This window comes from Pantoea sp. B9002 (genome assembly GCF_013385945.1).
GTDB lineage: Bacteria > Pseudomonadota > Gammaproteobacteria > Enterobacterales > Enterobacteriaceae > Pantoea.
Genome location: NZ_JACAPA010000032.1, coordinates 12,712 through 31,459 on the forward strand (window position 1 = coordinate 12,712; position 18,748 = coordinate 31,459).

Here is an 18,748-nt window from a genome sequence, read left to right on the forward strand (position 1 = left end):
ATTTAGCGTTCACATTTTGTTTACGCATTAGCCAAAGCGCGGGATAGCGTGGCGATTAATTGGGCATTTGCCCGGTGCGCTGTGAGGTTTTTCACGAATGACGGGCGTTTTGTGAGCGATTGCACAGTGGGAAAAAGCGCAGGGAATGTAAAAAAATGTGTATCCGGGGCTTTTCATTTCCTGTCTGCCAGGTAATAGTGACGCCGCGAAATTTAAATAATAATCATTATCATTCTGGGTGTATTAAATGAAATCATGGCTGTTAGCACTGGGATTACTGGCGGTGGCGGATCACGCTGCGGCTAAAACCATTACCGATGTGGCTGGACGACAGGTCGAAGTCAAAGAGGAGTCAAAACGCATCATTCTCGGCGAAGGACGTCAGATGTACTTGCTGGCGGCCTTTGATACCGCGGCACCGTTCCAGCGCGTGGTGGGCTGGCGTGACGATTTCCATAAAGCCGATTACGACGGTTATATGGCGTATGAAAAGAAATATCCGCAGATCAAAAAGCTGCCGACCTTTGGTGGCGCGAAAGATGGCACCTTTAACGTCGAGCAGGCGCTGACGCTGAAGCCGGATTTGGTGCTGATGAACCTCGAATCCAAAGCCGCGACCGACGAAGGCAAGCTGATCGAGAAGTTACAAGCGGTGGGCGTGCCGGTGGTGTTTATCGACTTCCGCGAAAAGCCGATGGAACATGCTGAGCAAAGCATCCGCATCATGGGCGAGCTGGTTAACAATCCGCAGCGCGCCGAAGAGATCGTGGCGTTCCGCCGTGCGCAAATCGAAAAGGTGACCGATCGCCTGAAGAACTTTAACGGCACGCGCCCGAAAGTGATGATTGATCGTGCCGGCGGCTACAGCGACGAGTGCTGCATGTCGTTTGGTAACGAGAACTTTGGTCAGATGGTGGAACTGGCGGGCGGCAGCAACATTGCCAAAGCGTTGATTCCAGGCACCTTCGGCACACTCAATCCTGAGCAGATCATTGCCAGCCGTCCCGATGTGGTGGTGGTGACGGGCGCGAACTGGAAAAACTACAACACCGTGGGTAAATGGGTTGGCGTGGGTCCCGGTGCGGATGTGAAAGAGGCGACGGCGCGTTTACAGCTGCTGATGATGCGTGATGCCTTCAAAACGCTGCCGGTGGCGCACAACGGTAACGCGCATGCTATCTGGCATCAGTTCTACGACAGCCCGTATCAGTTTGTCGCGATTCAGGCGCTGGCGAAGTGGCTGCATCCTGAACTGTTTGCCGATCTCGATCCGGACGCCACGTTCCGCGAGTTCCACGAAAAGTTCCTGCCATTGCCGTATCAGCCGGGTTATTGGGTAAGCCTGCCGGCAGATAAGTCTTAAGTTAGAGTGTGTTAGATAAGTGTTAAACGTTACTGTTTATCTTTACTAATATTTCACAGGTGGTTGCACGTTGTTTCAAAAAAGCGAAACGCGTGCGCCATCTGATGATAATACGGTAAAAGGGAGAGAGTAATGTTTCATACCTCAGGAAGATCGGTGTTCGGTGTGACGTTGTATACGCTGCTGGAACCGTTGCCGCTGGGCTTTTTTGTCGCCGCCTGGTTTTTCGATATCCTCTATTTGCAAACCTTCGTCATCATGTGGACCAAATCCGCCAGTTGGCTGATCACTATCGGTCTGGTGCTGGCCATCCTGCCACGTTTAATCAGTTTGGTTTATTTATTCCGTGGCGCGCGGCCGAATGAGAAAACCCATTTCTGGTTGTCGCTGCTGGCGATCGTGCTGGCGGTGGTTAATGCCTTTATTCACAGCCGCGATGCTTACGCGGTGGTGCCGATGGGCATCACGCTGTCGACGCTGGTGGTGGCGCTGCTGCTCATTGCCAACGTGCAACTGGTGTTGCGCGAACGTCGCACACAAGGAGGTCGCGTATGAAACACTTACTCAGCGCGGTAGCCATCGCGATGCTGCTTAGCGCCTGTGACGACGGGGCGCTGATCGACCCGCAAAAGCAAATTGGTGCCAATCCTGAACTGCCGCAGGCGCAGAACTTCTTTATGCCGCCGATGCAGGTGCCGGAAGGCACGCCGTGGAAAGCCGGTGAAATGCCGAAAGTGGCGGATGGGTTGAAGATTGAAAAGATCGCCGACAACCTGCAGCATCCGCGCCAGGTGCTGGTGCTGCCGAACAATGATGTACTGGTGGCGGAATCTAATGGCACACCCAAACCGACCACCGCGCCGAAGCAACTGATTATGGGCATTGTGCAGAAAGCGTCTGGCAAAGGCGGCGAGGGCGGCAATCGCATCACCTTGCTGCGTAACGTTAACGGCAAATGGGAGCAACATCGCTTTATCGATAACCTGACGGCGCCGTTTGGTATGCAGCTGGTGGGCAACACGCTGTATGTGGCGAACGCCGATAGCCTGGTGAAATTCCCGTATGAAACCGGGCAAACCGAGATCCGCACGCCGCCGGTGGAAGTCACCGAACTGCCGGGCGGGCCGATTAACCATCACTGGACCAAATCGCTGCTCGCCAGCCCCGACGGCAGCAAGCTGTACGTTGGCGTGGGATCGAACAGTAACGTGACGGAAAACGGCATTGGCGAAGAGTATCGCCGCGCGGCGGTGCTGGAAGTGGATGCGGCCAGCGGTGCCAGCCGGATTTATGCCAGCGGCCTGCGCAATCCAACCGGCTTACAGTGGGAGCCGCAGAGCGGCAAGCTGTGGGCGATTGTGAATGAGCGCGACGAGATCGGTTCGGATTTAGTGCCGGATTATATGACGTCGGTGCAGGACAAAGGCTTCTACGGCTGGCCGTACAGCTATTATGGTCAGCACGTGGATGAACGCGCGCAGCCGCAGAGACCGGATCTGGTGGAGAAAGCGATCAAACCGGATTACGCCCTGAGCTCGCACGTCGCACCGCTCGGCCTGTTGTTCTACGGCGCCGATAATATGCCGCAGTATCGCGGCGGGGCGTTTATCAGCGAACACGGCAGCTGGAACCGCACACCGCTCAATGGCTATCAGGTGGTGTGGGTGAAATTCGAGAACGGAAAACCGGTGGGACAACCGCAGCCGGTGGTGACCGGTTTCCTCACCGACGATCAGAAGCAGGTGCGCGGTTTGCCGGTCGGTTTAGCCACCGATCGGCAGGGCGGCGTGTTAATTGCCGATGATGCGGGAAATACCATCTGGCGTATCAGTTCCGCCAGATAATTAATCGCAGGCAATAAAAAAGGATTTGGCGTTAAGCCAAATCCTTTTTTTTATGTTCGCTAACCGGCTGGTAACCGCGCCGCGAACGGGGTGCTCAGCACTCCTCACACCAGCGATAATAAAATGTGCGGCGAGATATTTCAAGTTTTGCCATAATACTGTATGGTTATACAGGTGTTGAGTGACGAGCGAAGCTTCATTGTTTTTCTGATGACTCCAGGGGCGCGGATAGTCAAATCCCGGCAGGTTTCAGGTGGTGCTGGCCTGTGGCTTTTACAATGAGAGCCGCTCAGCACTCCTCACAATTGTGCTTAGGCGGTCGGCGGGTGGAGTCAAAGCCCCGGCAGCTGAAAGGCGCGCTCCTCTCAGAGGAGAAGGAAAGTGATGGAACTTGTTCGATTGCTGCTGGACATCGTCCGCATCATTCTTCAAATCATCGTTGCCCTTTTGCAACTGACCGGTCAGGCACACTGACTGGAACTTGAGACAAGGCGGAGCTCACCCCTCCGCCTTTTTTCGCGTGGATCAAAATCCGCTGCGCTAAAAACGCTACTATCCTCATCTCATTCTGTAATGCGAGGAAGTGCATCATGGCAATCACGTTCGGACCGATTACCGCGCCGGTGACGTTCAGCGACGTTGAACCGGTTTTTCTCACCGATGATACGCTTGTGCAGCGCAAGAACGCGCTGCTGGCGGGCATGCAGCGCGAGGGTTTTGACTGGCTGGTGATCTATGCCGACAAGGAGCACGGCGGCAATTTCGAATATCTGAGCGGATTTATCCCGCGTTTCGAAGAGGGATTGCTGCTGCTGAATCAGTCCGGAGCTTGCACGCTGGTGCTGGGCAACGAAAACCTGAAAATGGCGCGCTTTTCACGCACACCGGCCGCGCTGCTGCACACGCCGTACTTCTCGCTCCCCAATCAGCCCATGGACAATGAAGCGCCGCTGGAAAGTCTCTTCAAAGACGCGGGTTTAGCGAACGGCCATAAAGTCGGGCTGGTGGGCTGGAAGATGTTTACGCCCGCCGCCGGCAATGGGCGTGCGATGTTTGATCTGCCGTACTTTATTGTCGATGCCATTAAGCGCACGCTCAGCGCTGATGCCACGTTAGAAAATGCCATCCCGCTGTTTATTGGCGATAACGGCGCGCGCACCACCTGCAATGCCAATGAAATCGCCCATTACGAATATGGCGCAAACCTCGCGTCAAAGTGCATGCTGGACGCGCTGAATGCCATCGAGGTGGGCGTGCGTGAAACAGAATTGGGCGCGTTACTGCACGCCGAAGGGCAATGCAACTCGGTGGTGACCATCGCCGCCACCGGCAGTCGTTTCGACAAAGCGAACCTCTATCCCAGCTACAAAAAAGTGCAGCGCGGCGATACACTCTCGCTAACCACCGCCTTCAAAGGCGGACTCTCCAGTCGCAGCGGCTTCGTCATTGCCGATCACAGCGAGCTGCCGCCAGGCCAGCAAGATTATCTGGAGCGCATCGCCAAACCCTATTTCTCGGCCGTGGTGGCCTGGCTGGAAAACATTCGCTGCGGCATGAGCGGTGGTGAGCTGTATCAGCTTATCGAGCAGGTTTTGCCGAAAGCCCGTTTTGGCTGGCACCTCAATCCGGGACATCTGGTGGCGGACGAAGAGTGGATGTCTTCGCCGATTTATCACCATTCAACCGAACGGCTGAAAAGCGGCATGATGCTGCAAATTGATATCATCCCGTCGGTGCCGGGCTACAGCGGTGCCAGCGCCGAAGAGTGCGTGGTGCTGGCCGATGCGGCGCTGCAAAGCGACATCCGCAACCATTATCCGGCGTTGTGGCAGCGCATCGAAACCCGCCGCCGTTATCTGCGCGAAACCATCGGCATTCAGCTCAGCGATGAAATCTTGCCTTTATCGAATAGCGTGGCGTATTTAAGGCCGTTCTTTTTAGCCAAAGATCTCGCGTTGAGCGTGGTGAGTTGATGTGATTAGCTGAGGTCGCCATGAATGGCGACCCTACAAAATCGTGCTATATCGTCGTAGGGTCGCCATTTATGGTGACCAAAGTATTACGTCATAGATGCTGAACTTTCAGCCCTTGTATTTAATCGCTTCGATCAATTTCTCAAACGCAGCGGTGTGCTGTTTGCGGCTCGGATAATAGAGATAATATCCGCTAAAGGGTTCACACCAATCATCCAGCAGGCATTGCAGTTCGCCGTTGGCGATGTGCTGTTTAACGGTATCCTCGGGTACATGGGCAATACCCATGCCGGACAGCACCGCATCGATACGTGAAGCCAGATTATTAAATATCAGCTGCCCTTCAACTTTAACGCGAATATCTTTGCCGTCTTTGCTGAACTCCCAGCTATATAATCCTCCCAGTGTAGGAAGGCGCATATTAATGCAGTTGTGATTCTGCAATTCGTAGGGCGTGGTGGGAATGCCGTATTTTCGCAAATAGTCAGGCGATGCAACGGTCACCATTTTCCAGTCCGGGCCGATTCTCACCGCCACCATATCTTTCTCAATGCTTTCGCCAAGCCGCACGCCGGCATCGAAACGCCCGCTGACAATATCCGTTAAGGTGTTATCAACGGAGAGCTCCACATTCACTTCGGGATAGGCTTGCAGAAACGGTTTGAGCAGCGGCCACAAGGTGGAAGACAACGCATGTTCACCGGCGGTAATACGAATATTTCCCGACGGCTTGCCCTGATTATCGGTCAGTTGCAGCAGGGCTTTCTCAATATCGGCCATCATCGGTGCCACGCTCTGAATCAGGTTTTCACCGGCTTCGGTCGGCGCAACACTGCGCGTGGTGCGCGTTAATAAACGCGTATTTAATCGCTCTTCAAGACCGCGAATCGAGTGGCTTAGCGCCGATTGCGACACGCCTAATTTGGCCGCAGCGCGCGTAAAGCTACATTCGCGTGCCACCATCACTAAATAGATCAGGTCGTTGAAGTTTTCCCGCAGCAAGGCTTTACCTTTATCAATTGTGGTTAGGTTTCAGCCTAACACCTGCACATAACCTGAAATATATGTGAGATTCTCACGAATTTTCCAGTAAAAACTGATGCAAAGTGATGGCGATCAAGATTTAAGCCGCTCAATTTGCCTCTGCTTAACCTTTTGCCACTTCATTAATGATTTTGCCTCATAAACCTTTCCCATTTTCACTGCCTAATAAAAAGCAACTTGTAATGATACGCTTCTTTTCCATCAATGCGGTGACTTCCTGTGGCTGTGAGAGAAGAGGTGAAAAATGGATCGACATGAAATTATTATCCGCGATTTGCTGGCGTGGATAAATGCGAACATTCGTAGCGCCATTAAGATCGAAGATGTGGCTCTTCGTTCCGGTTATTCTAAATGGCATCTCCAGCGCATGTTTCAGCGCATCATGCATATTAGTCTCGGCAATTACATTCGCGATAAAAAGCTGGAGCTAGCGGCGCATGATTTACTCGATAGCAGCGTGGCAGTGATTGATATCTCCATGAAGTATGGCTACGACTCGCAGCAATCTTTTACCCGCTCATTTGCCCGTAAATATCGCGTGCCACCGGCAACCTATCGCCGTTTGAATACCCACAATTTTAACTTCCCACATTAATTTTTCATTACCGGTTTCCGGGAGATAATTTCAATGCCCAAACACGAGGCAATTCAGCCTTTGGCTTTGCTATGCGCGTTTTTCATTTTACCCACCACAGGATGTGATGATTCATCGAATAAAACGGCTCAGGCGCCGGCCGCGCCCGAGGTGAAAGTCATTACGCTTGCCACGCAATCACAAGCAATCACCAGCGAATTACCGGGCCGCACTTTGGCGTATCGGGTTGCTGATGTGCGTCCTCAGGTTTCCGGAATTGTGCTGAAACGCAGCTTTACCGAAGGCAGTGATGTGGTCGCCGGTCAGACGTTGTATCAAATTGATCCTGCACCGTTCCGCGCCAGTTTCGCCAGTGCCAAAGCGTCCGTCGCGCAAGCCGAAGCCAACGCGCGTATCGCGCAGGTGACGCTGAATCGCTATCGCTCGCTGAGCGGCAGCCAATATATCAGCCGACAGGATTATGACCAGGCGCAAGCCACCGCCGCGCAAACCCGTGCTGCGGTGGATGTCGCCAAAGCCACGATGGAAAGTGCGCGCATCAATCTGGCGTGGAGCACCATTACCGCGCCGATAAGCGGTCGCATCGGGCGTTCGTCGGTCACCGAAGGCGCGCTGGTGGCTGATGCGCAGAGCGATTCGCTGGCCACGGTGCAGCAGCTGGATCCGATGTACGTCGATGTCACTCAGTCGAGCCAGGATTTCCTGCGTTTACAGCAGGAGTTCGCCGCGGGTCGTTTACGTCAGAACGACGGTAAATCGCTGGTCAGCGTGGTGATGGGCGACGGCTCACTCTATCCGCAACGCGGCACGCTGGCGTTCTCTGATGTCACCGTCGATCGCACCACCGGTTCCATCACGCTGCGCGCCATTGTCCCCAATCCCAACCATACGCTACTGCCCGGCATGTTTGTGCGCGCGCGACTGGATGAAGGCACCGATCCCCACGCCATGCTGATCCCGCAGCAGGCGGTCACACGCACGCCGCGCGGCGACGCCACGGCGATGGTGGTGGGCAGTGACAATAAAGTGGACATCCGCACTATCCAGGTTTCTCAGGCGCTCGGCGATCAATGGCGCGTGGCGGGTGGCTTGCAGGCGGGTGAACGCGTGATTGTCTCCGGCGTTCAGCGTGCTCAGCCCGGCATGATCGTCACACCTCTTGCTGCTGATGCAGCATCCTCCCCGTCGAAAGGAACCGCTGACTGATGTCCCGATTTTTTATTGATCGCCCCATTTTTGCCTGGGTCCTCGCCATTATCGTCATGCTGGCGGGTGGCATCTCAATCCTGAAGTTGCCAGTTGAGCAATATCCGGATGTTGCGCCCACCGCGGTTCAGGTGCGCGCAACCTATCCGGGTGCCGATGCCACCACGTTGCAGAACAGTGTGACGCAGGTGATCGAACAGAACATGAGCGGGCTGGATGGCCTGATGTATATGTCCTCGACCAGCGATTCCTCCGGCACCTTGCAGCTGACGCTGTCGTTTGAGAACGGCACCGATGCGGATATCGCCCAGGTGCAGGTGCAGAATAAATTGCAGCTCGCCACGCCGCTTTTGCCACAGGAAGTGCAGCAGCAGGGCATCACCGTGCGTAAATCATCGAGCGTCTTCTTTCTCGTGCCGGGCTTTGTTGATGAATCGGGCCGCATGAGTATGGAAGACATTGCCGATTACGTAGCCACTAACCTGAAAGATCCCATCAGTCGCATTAATGGCGTGGGTGATACCACGCTTTTTGGCTCGCAATATGCGATGCGTATCTGGCTCGATCCTAACAAGCTCAACACCTATCAGCTGACGCCGGTGGATGTTATCAGCATGCTGGAAACGCAGAATGCGCAGGTCGCGGCGGGCCAGTTGGGCGGCGCGCCGCCAGTGAAAGGGCAGCAGCTTAACGCTTCGATTATTGCGCAGACGCGCCTGACCTCACCGGACGCCTTTGGCAACATCCTGATGAAGGTCAACAGCGATGGTTCTCAGGTACGGTTGCATGATGTGGCTCGCATTGAGCGCGGCGGTGAAAACTACAACTTTGTGGTGAAGATCAACGGTAAACCTGCTTCAGCGTTGGGCATCCAGCTAGCGAGCGGCGCCAATGCGCTGGATACCGCTAATGCCATTCGCGGAAAAATCGACGAGCTGAAGCCCTATTTTCCGCAAGGTCTGAAGGTGGTTTATCCGTATGACACCACGCCGTTTATCAGCATTTCGATTCATGAGGTGGTGAAAACGCTGTTTGAAGCCATCGTGCTGGTGTTCCTGGTGATGTACCTGTTCTTGCAGAACCTGCGCGCCACGCTGATTCCCACCATTGCTGTGCCGGTGGTGTTACTGGGGACGTTCGGCATTCTCAGTGCTTTTGGTTACTCCATCAACACTCTCACCATGTTTGGCATGGTGCTGGCTATTGGGTTGCTGGTGGATGACGCCATTGTGGTAGTGGAGAACGTCGAGCGCGTTATGGCGGAAGAGGGGCTGAAACCCAAAGCCGCCACACGCAAATCGATGGGCCAGATTCAGGGCGCGCTGGTGGGGATTGCGCTGGTGCTGTCGGCGGTATTTGTGCCGATGGCGTTCTTTGGCGGCAGTACCGGCGTGATCTATCGCCAGTTCTCCATCACCATCGTTTCGGCAATGGTGCTATCGGTGCTGGTGGCGTTGATCCTCACGCCCGCACTGTGCGTCACCATCCTTAAGCCGGTAAAACCGGGCTCGCATGGCCAGCCGCGCGGATTCTTTGGCTGGTTTAACCGCAAGTTCGAGCAAAGCGCTCAACATTACTCGAATTCGGTGGCGCGTATGGTGCACCGCAGCGGGCGATATCTGGTGATTTATGGCGTGATTGTGGTCGGTATGGCGGTGCTGTTTATGCGCTTGCCGACCTCGTTCCTGCCGTCGGAAGATCAGGGCGTGCTGGCAACGCAGGCGATTTTGCCAGCTGGAGCAACCCAGGAACGGACGCAAGCGGTGTTGGATCAGGTGAATGACTATTATCTGTCCAGTGAAAAGAGCAACGTCGAGAACGTCCTGACGGTCAATGGCTTTGGTTTTGCCGGTCGGGGTCAGAACGTCGGTATTGCTTTCATCGGATTGAAGGATTGGTCCGCGCGAGCCGGTGATGAAAACAAAGTAGATGCTATCGTGGCCCGCGCCATGAAAAGCTTTGGCAATATCATGGACGGCAACGTGGTCGCCTTTAACCTGCCGCCAATCATCGCGCTGGGCAATGCCACCGGCTTCGACTTCGAGCTGATTGATCAGGCAGGGCTTGGCCATGACAAGCTGATCGCCGCGCGTAATCAGCTGCTGGATCTGGCGCGTCAGCATCCTGAAACCCTGGCGGCGGTGCGTCCCAACGGCATGGAAGACAGTCCACAGTTCAAGCTCAACATTGATCAGGAGAAAGCCACCGCGCTGGGCGTCGATCTCTCTGACATCAACACCACGCTGAGCAGCGCGTGGGGCGGCAGCTACGTGAACGACTTTGTCGACAACGGCAGGGTGAAAAAGGTGTACGTCATGAGCGATGCGCCGTACCGCATGATGCCGGAAGATCTGAACAAGTGGTACGTGCGTGCCAGCAACGACAAGATGGTGCCTTTTGCCAGCTTCTCGACGGCAGAATGGGTGTATGGATCGCCGCGTCTGGAGCGCTTTAATGGTCTTTCCGCCGTGGAGATTCTGGGGCAACCTGCGCCGGGTAAAAGTTCGGGTGAAGCGATGGCCCTGATGGAGCAGCTGGCGCAGCAATTGCCGTCTGGCATTGGCTACGACTGGACGGGAATGTCGTATCAGGAGCGCATGACCGGAGAACAGGCACCGGCGCTGTATGCGCTGTCGCTGATTGTGGTGTTCCTGTGTCTGGCCGCGCTGTATGAGAGCTGGTCCATTCCGTTCTCGGTGATGCTGGTGGTGCCGCTGGGCGTGTTTGGTGCGCTGGTAGCCACGCTGCTGCGCGGCTTGAACAATGACGTGTATTTCGTGGTTGGGCTGCTGACCACCATTGGCTTGTCGGCGAAGAACGCCATTCTTATCGTCGAGTTTGCCAAAGATCAGATCGAGAAAGAGGGCAAAAGCGTGATTGAAGCCACACTGGACGCGGCACGTATGCGACTGCGACCGATTTTGATGACATCGCTGGCCTTTATTCTTGGCGTGTTGCCTTTAGCCATCAGCTCCGGCGCGGGTTCTGGCGCACAGAATGCGGTGGGTACCGGGGTGATCGGCGGCATGGTAGCGGCAACGCTGTTAGCCATTTACTTCGTGCCGGTGTTCTTTGTGGTGGTGCGCAATCGCTTTGGCGGCAAAGTAACCGATGAGGATGATGAGTAGATCTTAGCGAAAGTGCTGGCGTTGTTCGGTCGCCATAAATGGCGACCCTACGGTTTGGCGAGGGTTTTCGTAGGGTGCGCATTCATGCGCACCTGCATATATTCCGATCAACCGCATCAATTGTTGGGATTGCTGGCTGCGTAAAGCGGCCAGGATTCAAACAGATAACCATCGAAGTCGATATCATCAACGTCTGAGAACTCCAGCAGCCGCTGTTTCACGTTTTCCAGGTGTTGCCACATCGCCAGCTTAGCGGCGCGCGCGTCTTTTTTGATCAGCGTCGCGAGGATCTTTTTGTGATCGTCGAGCCACTGTTTGCGGTAATCATTGTTGACCAAATGACGATGCAGCTGGCTCCACATCACGTTATCTTCGCGCCACTGCCAGGATTGCTTAAACAGCTCAACCAGCATGCTGTTGTGGGTGGCTTCGGCAATCGCCAGATGGAAATTGCGATCGCCGTTTTCACTTTGGTTGACCGCACCGGATGCCAGCTCTTTCTCTTCCAGCTCCAGCGCCTGGCGCATCTTCATGATGTCTTCACGCGTGGCTTGCAGCGCGGCGAACTCGGCGATATTGCTCTCCAGCAGCTGACGCGCCTGCAACATCTCAAAGGGTCCGGCATCGTTGCTGGCTTTGTGAAGCGAAACGGGTTGTTGGGGCGAATCGTGAATCACATAGATGCCCGCACCGCGCCGCACCTCGATTAATCCTTCCAGCTCCAGCATGATCAGCGCTTCTCGCACCAGCGTACGCGTCACATCCAGCAGCGCGGCGAGTTCGCGCTCCGGCGGCAGCCGTTCGCCCACCGCATACTGCTTCTGGGTGATCATCTGGCGGAGCATTTCCCCGACTTCCTGATAAGGGCGCTGTGCTGAAGTTTGAGTTTTCATCGTGCTCTTTTCTGTGTGTTAAAGGATTCACAACCTCTGATACAGCCTCACTCAGAGACGCGCACTATAGCATAGCGAATAAGAATCGGCCTGGTCACGGCGTGCAGTGACCAGGCCTAACTCACCTGGCGTTCAGCGCGAAATAGCGTTCGGCATTGTTAAAGCAGATGTCGCGCAGCATGCTGCCGAGCATCGGCTCATCGTGCGGCACAATGCCGTCTTTCACCCACTGCGCCAGCAAATTGCACAGAATACGGCGGAAGTATTCGTGCCGCGTGTAGGAGAGGAAGCTGCGTGAATCGGTCAGCATGCCGACAAACTGGCTGAGTAAGCCGATTTGCGACAACTGCTCCAGCTGACGCAGCATGCCATCGCGCTGATCGTTGAACCACCAGCCAGAACCGAACTGCACCTTGCCAGCAATGCCCGCGCCCTGGAAGTTGCCCGCCATTGTGGCCAGCACTTCGTTATCGCGTGGATTAAGGCAATAGAGAATGGTTTTCGGCAGCTGATCGTTGAGGTCCATCGCATCCAGCAGGCGCGCCAGCGGCCAGGCAATATTGTTATCGCCAATCGAATCAAAGCCGCTGTCTGGCCCGAGCTGGCGGAACATGCGCGTGCTGTTGTTACGAATCGCGCCGATGTGCAGCTGCATTACCCAGCCGCGCCGCGCATATTCGCTGCCGAGCCACACCAACACCGCGCTGCTGAACTGGGCGATTTCCAATTCATCCAGCACATCGCCACGGCGACGTTTCGCCAAAATAGTATCGAGTACGCTGTCGTCCGGCACCGGCGCAAAGCGCAGGATTTCGATACCGTGATCTGACGCGCGACAACCGTGGGCGGAGAAGTGGTCAAGACGACGTAACAGCGCACGGCGTAACGCATCGAAGCTGTCGATGGCGACATCGGCGGCGCCTTCCAGACGACCAAGATAGTCGACAAAACCCTCCAGCTCGATTTTGAAGACTTTATCCGGACGCCAGCTCGGCGCAACGTCAATATCAAAGCTGCGGTCATCGGCGATTTGGCGGTGATAGTGCAGCGAATCAACCGGATCGTCGGTGGTGCCCACCATGCGCACCTTCATCTGACGCATGATGCCGCGCGCTGAAAACTCCGGTGTCGCCAACTGCTCCGCGCAGCGCTGCCAGATCGCAGGCGCGGTGTCTGGGCCAAACAGCGTATCGGTGATGCCAAACGGGCGACGCAGTTCAAGGTGCGTCCAGTGATAGAGCGGGTTGCCGAGGGTTTTGGGCACCGTTTGCGCCCAGGCGAGATACTTGTCGTAGTCGCTGGTGTTCTTGCCGGTGATTAACGACTCATCGACGCCCGCGGCACGCAGCGCGCGCCACTTGTAGTGATCGCCTTCCAGCCAGATCTGGCCAAGGTTGGCAAAGCGACGATCTTCAGCAATCTCCTGCGGATTGAGGTGACAGTGATAATCGTAGATCGGCATATCTGCAGCGAAGTCGTGGTACAAACGCCGCGCGATGTCGCTCTGCAGCAGAAAATCTTCATCCATAAAGCGCATTATTGGGCGTCCTGAGCAAAATAGGCGCGGTGGATCGCCAGTTCGACGCCGCGAATTTCCGCCAATCCTTTCAGGCGACCAATCGCCGAGTATCCCGGATTGGTTTTCTTCTTCAGGTCATCCAGCATCTGGTGGCCGTGGTCGGGACGCATTGGAATCAAATCCGGCTGTCCTGCGGCTTTACGTCGCTGCTCCTCTTCGGCAATCGCCTTGATCACCGCAAACATATCGACATCGCCAGCCAAATGCGCGGCTTCGTGGAAGCTGTTGGGGTTCTCTTCCCGTTTGGTAGAGCGCAGATGCGCGAAGTAGATGCGCGGGCCGAAGCGCTTAACCATGCCGGCTAAATCATTCTCTGCCAGCACGCCGTACGAGCCGGTACACATAGTGAAACCGTTGGCGGGGCTGCTGACGGTATCGATCATCCATTGCAGATCGTCGGCGTTGGAAACGATGCGCGGCAAGCCGAGAATCGGGCGCGGCGGATCGTCCGGATGCACCGCCATGCGCACGCCCACTTCTTCAGCAACCGCGACAATGGCGCGCAGGAAGGTGGCAAAATTCTCTCGCAGCTCGGCCTTACCGATGCCCTCATAACGCGCCAGCTGGGCGCGGAACTGATCCAGCGTGTAACCTTCTTCAGCGCCCGGCAAACCGGCGATGATGTTGCGCATCAGGCGGTTACGGTGCTCTTCACTCATCGTTGCAAAGCGTTCAGCGGCCTCCGCGATCTCTTCGACGCTGTAATCCTGCTCCGCGCCGGGACGCTGCAGAATGTGCAGCTCAAATACCGCGAACTCAATCTGATCAAAGCGCAGGGCTTTTGCGCCATCCGGCAGCAGATATTCGAGATCGGTGCGCGTCCAGTCGAGGATCGGCATGAAGTTGTAGCACACGGTGTTGATGCCGCACTGCGCCAGGTTGCGCAGCGACTGCTGATAGTTGCTGATCCAGTGCTGACAGCGTCCGCTGCCGGTTTTGATCTCTTCATGAATTGGCACGCTCTCCACCACCGACCACACCAAACCGGCGGCTTCCACCAGCGCCTTGCGCTGCATGATTTCGTCGACTGACCACACTTCGCCGTTCGGGATGTGATGCAGTGCGGTGACGATGCCGGTTGCGCCCGCCTGGCGTGCATCGGCCAGAGAGACAGGATCGTTGGGACCATACCAGCGCCAGGTCTGCTTCATGTTGTTACCTCACTCACTATTGGTTGACCAATATTCTTTATTAGCGCGTTACATCAGACAATAACCACGCGATTCCGGGTTAAAACTCTGCTCTTTACGGGGTTAAGTCAACCTGGCGAGTGATTTTGGTTAACCAGATCACATTTGCGACATCAAGCTGGCGACCACTTTTCGCAACTGTGGTTCACTCCTGGCGGATGGCTAGAAATGACTCACTAAGGGAGAACCCGATGAACCGCAGTTTAAATCCAGGGATAACCGCCGCAGGCACCAAACGCACCTTCCGCCATATGCGCTGGTGGGTGCTGGTGCTGTTCTTAGCCGGCGTGACGGTCAATTACATCACGCGTAACTCTTTAGGGCTGCTGGCCCCAGAGCTCAAAGACAGCCTTAACATCACCACCGAGCAATATTCCTACATCGTCGGTGCCTTCCAGCTGGCCTATACGTTCTTCCAACCGATTTGTGGCTGGTTGATTGATGTGATTGGCCTGAAAGTAGGCTTCCTGATCTGCGCCTCGGTGTGGGCCATTGCCTGTTTATTCCATGCTGGAGCGGGCAGTTGGCTGCATCTGGCGATTCTGCGTTTTGTTATGGGCAGCGCAGAAGCCGCTGCCACGCCAGCCAACGCCAAAGTAATTGGTGAATGGTTCCCGAAAAAAGAGCGTCCTATCGCCGCGGGTTGGGCGGGTGTCGGATTCTCCCTCGGCGCTATGCTGGCACCGCCGATTATCTACTTTGCCCATGCGGCGTTTGGCGGCTGGCAGGGCGCATTCCTGTTCACCGGCGCGCTGGCACTGGGTTGGGTGTTGCTGTGGTGGTGGCTGTATCGCGATCCCGATCAGCACCCTAATTTGTCGAAATCCGAACTGGATTTCATCCGCCAGGACAACGAACCACCGGCAGTGAAACTGCCATTCTTTACCGCGTTGAAAACCGTATCGAAGAACAAGCGTTTCTACGGCATTGCCATTCCGGCATTCATGGCCGAACCGGCGTGGGGCGTACTGAGTTTCTGGGTGCCGCTCTATCTGGCAAAAGAGCTCGGCATGGATCTGAAACAGATCGTCATGTTCGCCTGGCTGCCGTTCCTCGCCGCCGACCTCGGCAGCGCCGCCAGCGGTTATTTGACGCGCCTTTACACCAAAATTTTTGGCTTCACCCAGGTGAACTCGGTAGTCGCCAGTTCAGTTACCGGCGCGTTCCTGATGCTGTCTCTGGCCGCAGTGGCGATGACCAAAGATCCGTATGTGGCGATTGCGCTGATCTCGATTGGTGGCTTCGGCCATCAGATCATCTCCTGCATGCTGAGCGCGTTGGTGGTGGAGAAGTTTGATAAAGGCCAGATGGCCACCGTCAACGGCATGCGCGGCTCGTTTGCGTGGATCTCCAGCTTCCTGTTCTCACTGCTGATCGGCGTTACCGCCGACACCATTGGCTTTAATCCGCTGTTTGTCGCCATGGGCTTCTTCGACCTGATCGGCGCCGTATTCCTGATTGCTTTTATTGCTGAACGTCGCGCCCAGCGCGCATGAAAAAGTAGGTAACGATGAAAACGTTAAAAAATTGGTCATTAGCCGGTTCCGATGCGCACCACGTGGCGTTAACCGTCGACGGCAAACACACGCTGTGTCTGTATGTGCTGGAAACGGGCATGTTCCGCGTGGCGATTAAACGTCAGGGCGCGTATAGCCTTGATCGCACCTGGAGCATAGCGCCAGAAAGTGATGTGCCGTGGGAAGGGCGTCAGCGCGACAGCCTGGCCGGATTCACCTTGCCGTCGTTCACACTGGAAGAAGAGGGCGACACGCTGGTGGTGGCCACCGATAAACTGCGGGTGATCGTCCATCAACCGCTGGCGCTGGAGTGGCAATATTGTGACAGCCACGGCGTATGGCAGCTGCTGACCTGCGACCGCCCAACCAGCGCTTATCAAATCAACGCGCACGGCGATGGCGTGGCGCACTATCAGTGCCGCATGAACGACGATCGCTATTATGGCCTGGGCGAGAAAAGCGGTGATTTGCAGCGTAATGGCCAGCGTTATGAAATGCGTAACCTTGATGCGATGGGCTACAACGCGGCCTCCACCGATCCGCTGTACAAGCATGTGCCGTTTACCATTACGCGTCGCACCGATGTTAGCTTTGGTCTCTATTACGATAACCTCAGCAGCAGCTGGTTTGATCTCGGTAATGAACTCGATAACTATCACAAGCCGTATCGCCGCTGGCAGGCCGAAAGCGGTGATATCGACTATTACCTGTTTGTCGGTGACAAGGTGCTGGATGTCACCAAAGCCTTTGTGCGTCTCACCGGTAAAACGCTGTTCGGCCCGAAATGGAGCCTCGGCTACAGCGGTTCAACCATGCATTACACCGATGCGCCAGATGCACAAAATCAGCTGATGAACTTCATCCGCCTGTGCGAAGAGCACGATATTCCGTGTGATTCATTCCAGCTTTCATCGGGCTACACCTCAATTAACAACAAGCGCTACGTGTTCAACTGGAACTACGACAAAGTGCCGCAGCCGGAAGTGATGAGCCAGGCGTTTCATGACGCCGGCTTGCGCCTCGCCGCTAATATCAAACCGTGCCTGTTGCAGGATCATCCGCGTTATAAAGAAGTGGCGGAACAAGGGCTGTTTATCCGCGACTCGGAAGAGGATGCGCCTGAGCGTTCGGTGTTCTGGGATGACGAAGGTTCACATCTCGATTTTACCCATCCGCAAGCCGTCGCCTGGTGGCAGGAAAACGTCACCAAACAGCTGCTGGAAAAGGGCATCGATTCCACCTGGAATGACAACAACGAATATGAAGTGTGGGATGGCGAAGCGCGCTGCCACGGTTTCGGTACGCCAATTGCCATCAAACACATTCGCCCGGTGATGCCGCTGCTGATGATGCGCGCCTCCATGGAAGCGCAGCAGCGTTTCGCGCCGGAAAAACGTCCGTTCCTGATTTCCCGTTCGGGCTGCGCCGGGATGCAGCGCTATGTGCAAACCTGGAGCGGCGATAACCGCACTAACTGGACCACGCTGCGTTACAACATCCGCATGGGATTGGGCATGAGCCTGTCCGGTTTGTATAACGTGGGACATGATGTCGGTGGCTTCTCCGGCGATAAGCCAGATGCAGAACTGTTTGTGCGCTGGGTACAAAACGGCGTGATGCATCCGCGTTTCACCATTCACTCGTGGAATGACGATCACACCGTCAATGAACCCTGGATGTATCCGGCGGCTACGCCTGCGATCCGCGCCGCGATTGAACTGCGTTATCGACTGCTGCCTTATCTCTATACGCTGCTGTGGCAGGCGCATGCTGACGATGAACCGATGCTGCGTCCGACTTTCCTCGATCATGAACAGGATGCGCAGACGTTCGCCGAGTGCGATGAGTTTATGCTGGGCCGCGATCTGCTGGTGGCCAGCGTGGTCGAACCCGGTCAGCGCGAGCGTCGCCTGTGGCTGCCCGATAACCAAACCGGCTGGTATGACTTTGCTACCCAGCAATGGTTCAGCGGCGGTCAATGGGTCACGCTGGCGGCACCGCTGGAAACCCAGCCGATGCTGGTACGCGCCGGAGCGGGCTTACCGCTCAGCGAGCGCCTGCGTCATGTTGATGCACATGCTGACGATCGTCGCACCTTGCAGCTGTTCCCGCTTAAAGGCAAAGGTGTCAGCCACGGTGTGCTGTTTGAGGATGATGGCGAAAGCTGGGGCTATCAGCAGGGCAACGCGCTGTGGCTGAACTGGGAAATGCGCAGCGATGCTGAGGCGATTCACCTTAACTTCCAGCGTAAAGGCAGCTTCCAGCCAGCTTGGCAGACGTTAAAAGTGATGCTGCCGTCGGGTGAACAGCGTCAGTTGTTTATTGATAACGTGGCAGTCAATAACGCGCAGGCAGAAGCGGTGTTGGCAGATATTGCAGCAGCGTAATGCTGGTGATGGGTCGCCATGAATGGCGA

Annotated in this window: 13 protein-coding genes; 9 read left to right on the plus strand and 4 right to left on the minus strand. The window is 55.7% G+C overall.

The window, feature by feature from the left end; all coding sequences use genetic code 11:
- Positions 1-247: 247 nt before the first annotated feature.
- The 4 genes from HX773_RS15745 (at position 248) to HX773_RS15760 (ending at position 5,180) form a co-directional block, all read left to right on the plus strand.
- A complete protein-coding gene (locus HX773_RS15745) occupies positions 248-1,363 on the plus strand; it encodes an ABC transporter substrate-binding protein (RefSeq protein WP_176972286.1) in 1,116 nt (371 codons plus the stop codon).
- Between the two features lie 132 nt (positions 1,364-1,495).
- Entirely contained in the window at positions 1,496-1,918 is a 423-nt protein-coding gene (locus HX773_RS15750) for a DUF2231 domain-containing protein (protein WP_176972287.1), read from the plus strand.
- Entirely contained in the window at positions 1,915-3,207 is a 1,293-nt protein-coding gene (locus HX773_RS15755; RefSeq protein WP_101764461.1) for a sorbosone dehydrogenase family protein, read from the plus strand. Before HX773_RS15750 ends, HX773_RS15755 begins: the two co-directional genes overlap by 4 nt.
- Before the next feature lie 590 nt (positions 3,208-3,797).
- Positions 3,798-5,180 (plus strand): Xaa-Pro peptidase family protein, encoded by a 1,383-nt coding sequence (locus tag HX773_RS15760; RefSeq protein WP_176972288.1) that lies wholly within the window; start codon positions 3,798-3,800, stop codon positions 5,178-5,180.
- A gap of 108 nt (positions 5,181-5,288) precedes the next feature.
- Here HX773_RS15760 and HX773_RS15765 read toward each other — a convergent pair whose 3' ends face one another.
- The gene (locus HX773_RS15765; protein WP_176972289.1) at positions 5,289-6,182 is read right to left on the minus strand and encodes a LysR family transcriptional regulator; all 894 of its coding nucleotides are present in this window, start codon (positions 6,180-6,182) and stop codon (positions 5,289-5,291) included.
- A 286-nt stretch (positions 6,183-6,468) separates the two neighbouring features.
- Between HX773_RS15765 and HX773_RS15770 the strand changes: the two genes are divergently transcribed.
- Genes HX773_RS15770 through HX773_RS15780 form a run of 3 tightly spaced genes read left to right on the plus strand, consistent with a single transcriptional unit; the run spans position 6,469 to position 11,153 of the window.
- Positions 6,469-6,819 carry a helix-turn-helix domain-containing protein gene (locus tag HX773_RS15770; protein WP_176972290.1) on the plus strand — a complete coding sequence of 117 codons (351 nt, stop codon included), beginning with the start codon at positions 6,469-6,471 and terminating at the stop codon, positions 6,817-6,819.
- A 33-nt stretch (positions 6,820-6,852) separates the two neighbouring features.
- Positions 6,853-8,025 (plus strand): efflux RND transporter periplasmic adaptor subunit, encoded by a 1,173-nt coding sequence (locus HX773_RS15775; RefSeq protein WP_176972291.1) that lies wholly within the window; start codon positions 6,853-6,855, stop codon positions 8,023-8,025.
- On the plus strand, positions 8,025-11,153 hold the full coding sequence (locus tag HX773_RS15780) for an efflux RND transporter permease subunit (protein WP_176972292.1): 3,129 nt from the start codon (positions 8,025-8,027) through the stop codon (positions 11,151-11,153). The genes HX773_RS15775 and HX773_RS15780 overlap by 1 nt, the downstream gene beginning before the upstream one ends.
- A 116-nt stretch (positions 11,154-11,269) precedes the next feature.
- Here HX773_RS15780 and uxuR read toward each other — a convergent pair whose 3' ends face one another.
- The 3 genes from uxuR to uxuA form a co-directional block, all read right to left on the minus strand.
- On the minus strand, positions 11,270-12,046 hold the full coding sequence (gene uxuR, locus HX773_RS15785) for a Uxu operon transcriptional regulator (RefSeq protein ID WP_176972293.1): 777 nt from the start codon (positions 12,044-12,046) through the stop codon (positions 11,270-11,272).
- A 121-nt stretch (positions 12,047-12,167) separates the two neighbouring features.
- A complete protein-coding gene (gene uxaC, locus HX773_RS15790) occupies positions 12,168-13,586 on the minus strand; it encodes a glucuronate isomerase (protein ID WP_176972320.1) in 1,419 nt (472 codons plus the stop codon).
- On the minus strand, positions 13,583-14,776 hold the full coding sequence (uxuA, locus tag HX773_RS15795) for a mannonate dehydratase (RefSeq protein ID WP_176972294.1): 1,194 nt from the start codon (positions 14,774-14,776) through the stop codon (positions 13,583-13,585). The genes uxaC and uxuA overlap by 4 nt, the downstream gene beginning before the upstream one ends.
- A 230-nt stretch (positions 14,777-15,006) precedes the next feature.
- On the opposite strand from uxuA, the gene HX773_RS15800 reads away from it, so the two are divergent.
- Together HX773_RS15800 and HX773_RS15805 are read left to right on the plus strand one after the other, a co-directional pair.
- Positions 15,007-16,311: an MFS transporter gene (locus HX773_RS15800; RefSeq protein ID WP_061720092.1), complete on the plus strand. Its 1,305-nt coding sequence runs from the start codon at positions 15,007-15,009 to the stop codon at positions 16,309-16,311.
- A gap of 14 nt (positions 16,312-16,325) precedes the next feature.
- Complete coding sequence (locus HX773_RS15805) at positions 16,326-18,719, plus strand: TIM-barrel domain-containing protein (RefSeq protein ID WP_176972295.1); 2,394 nt, start codon at positions 16,326-16,328, stop codon at positions 18,717-18,719.
- Positions 18,720-18,748 lie beyond the last annotated feature (29 nt).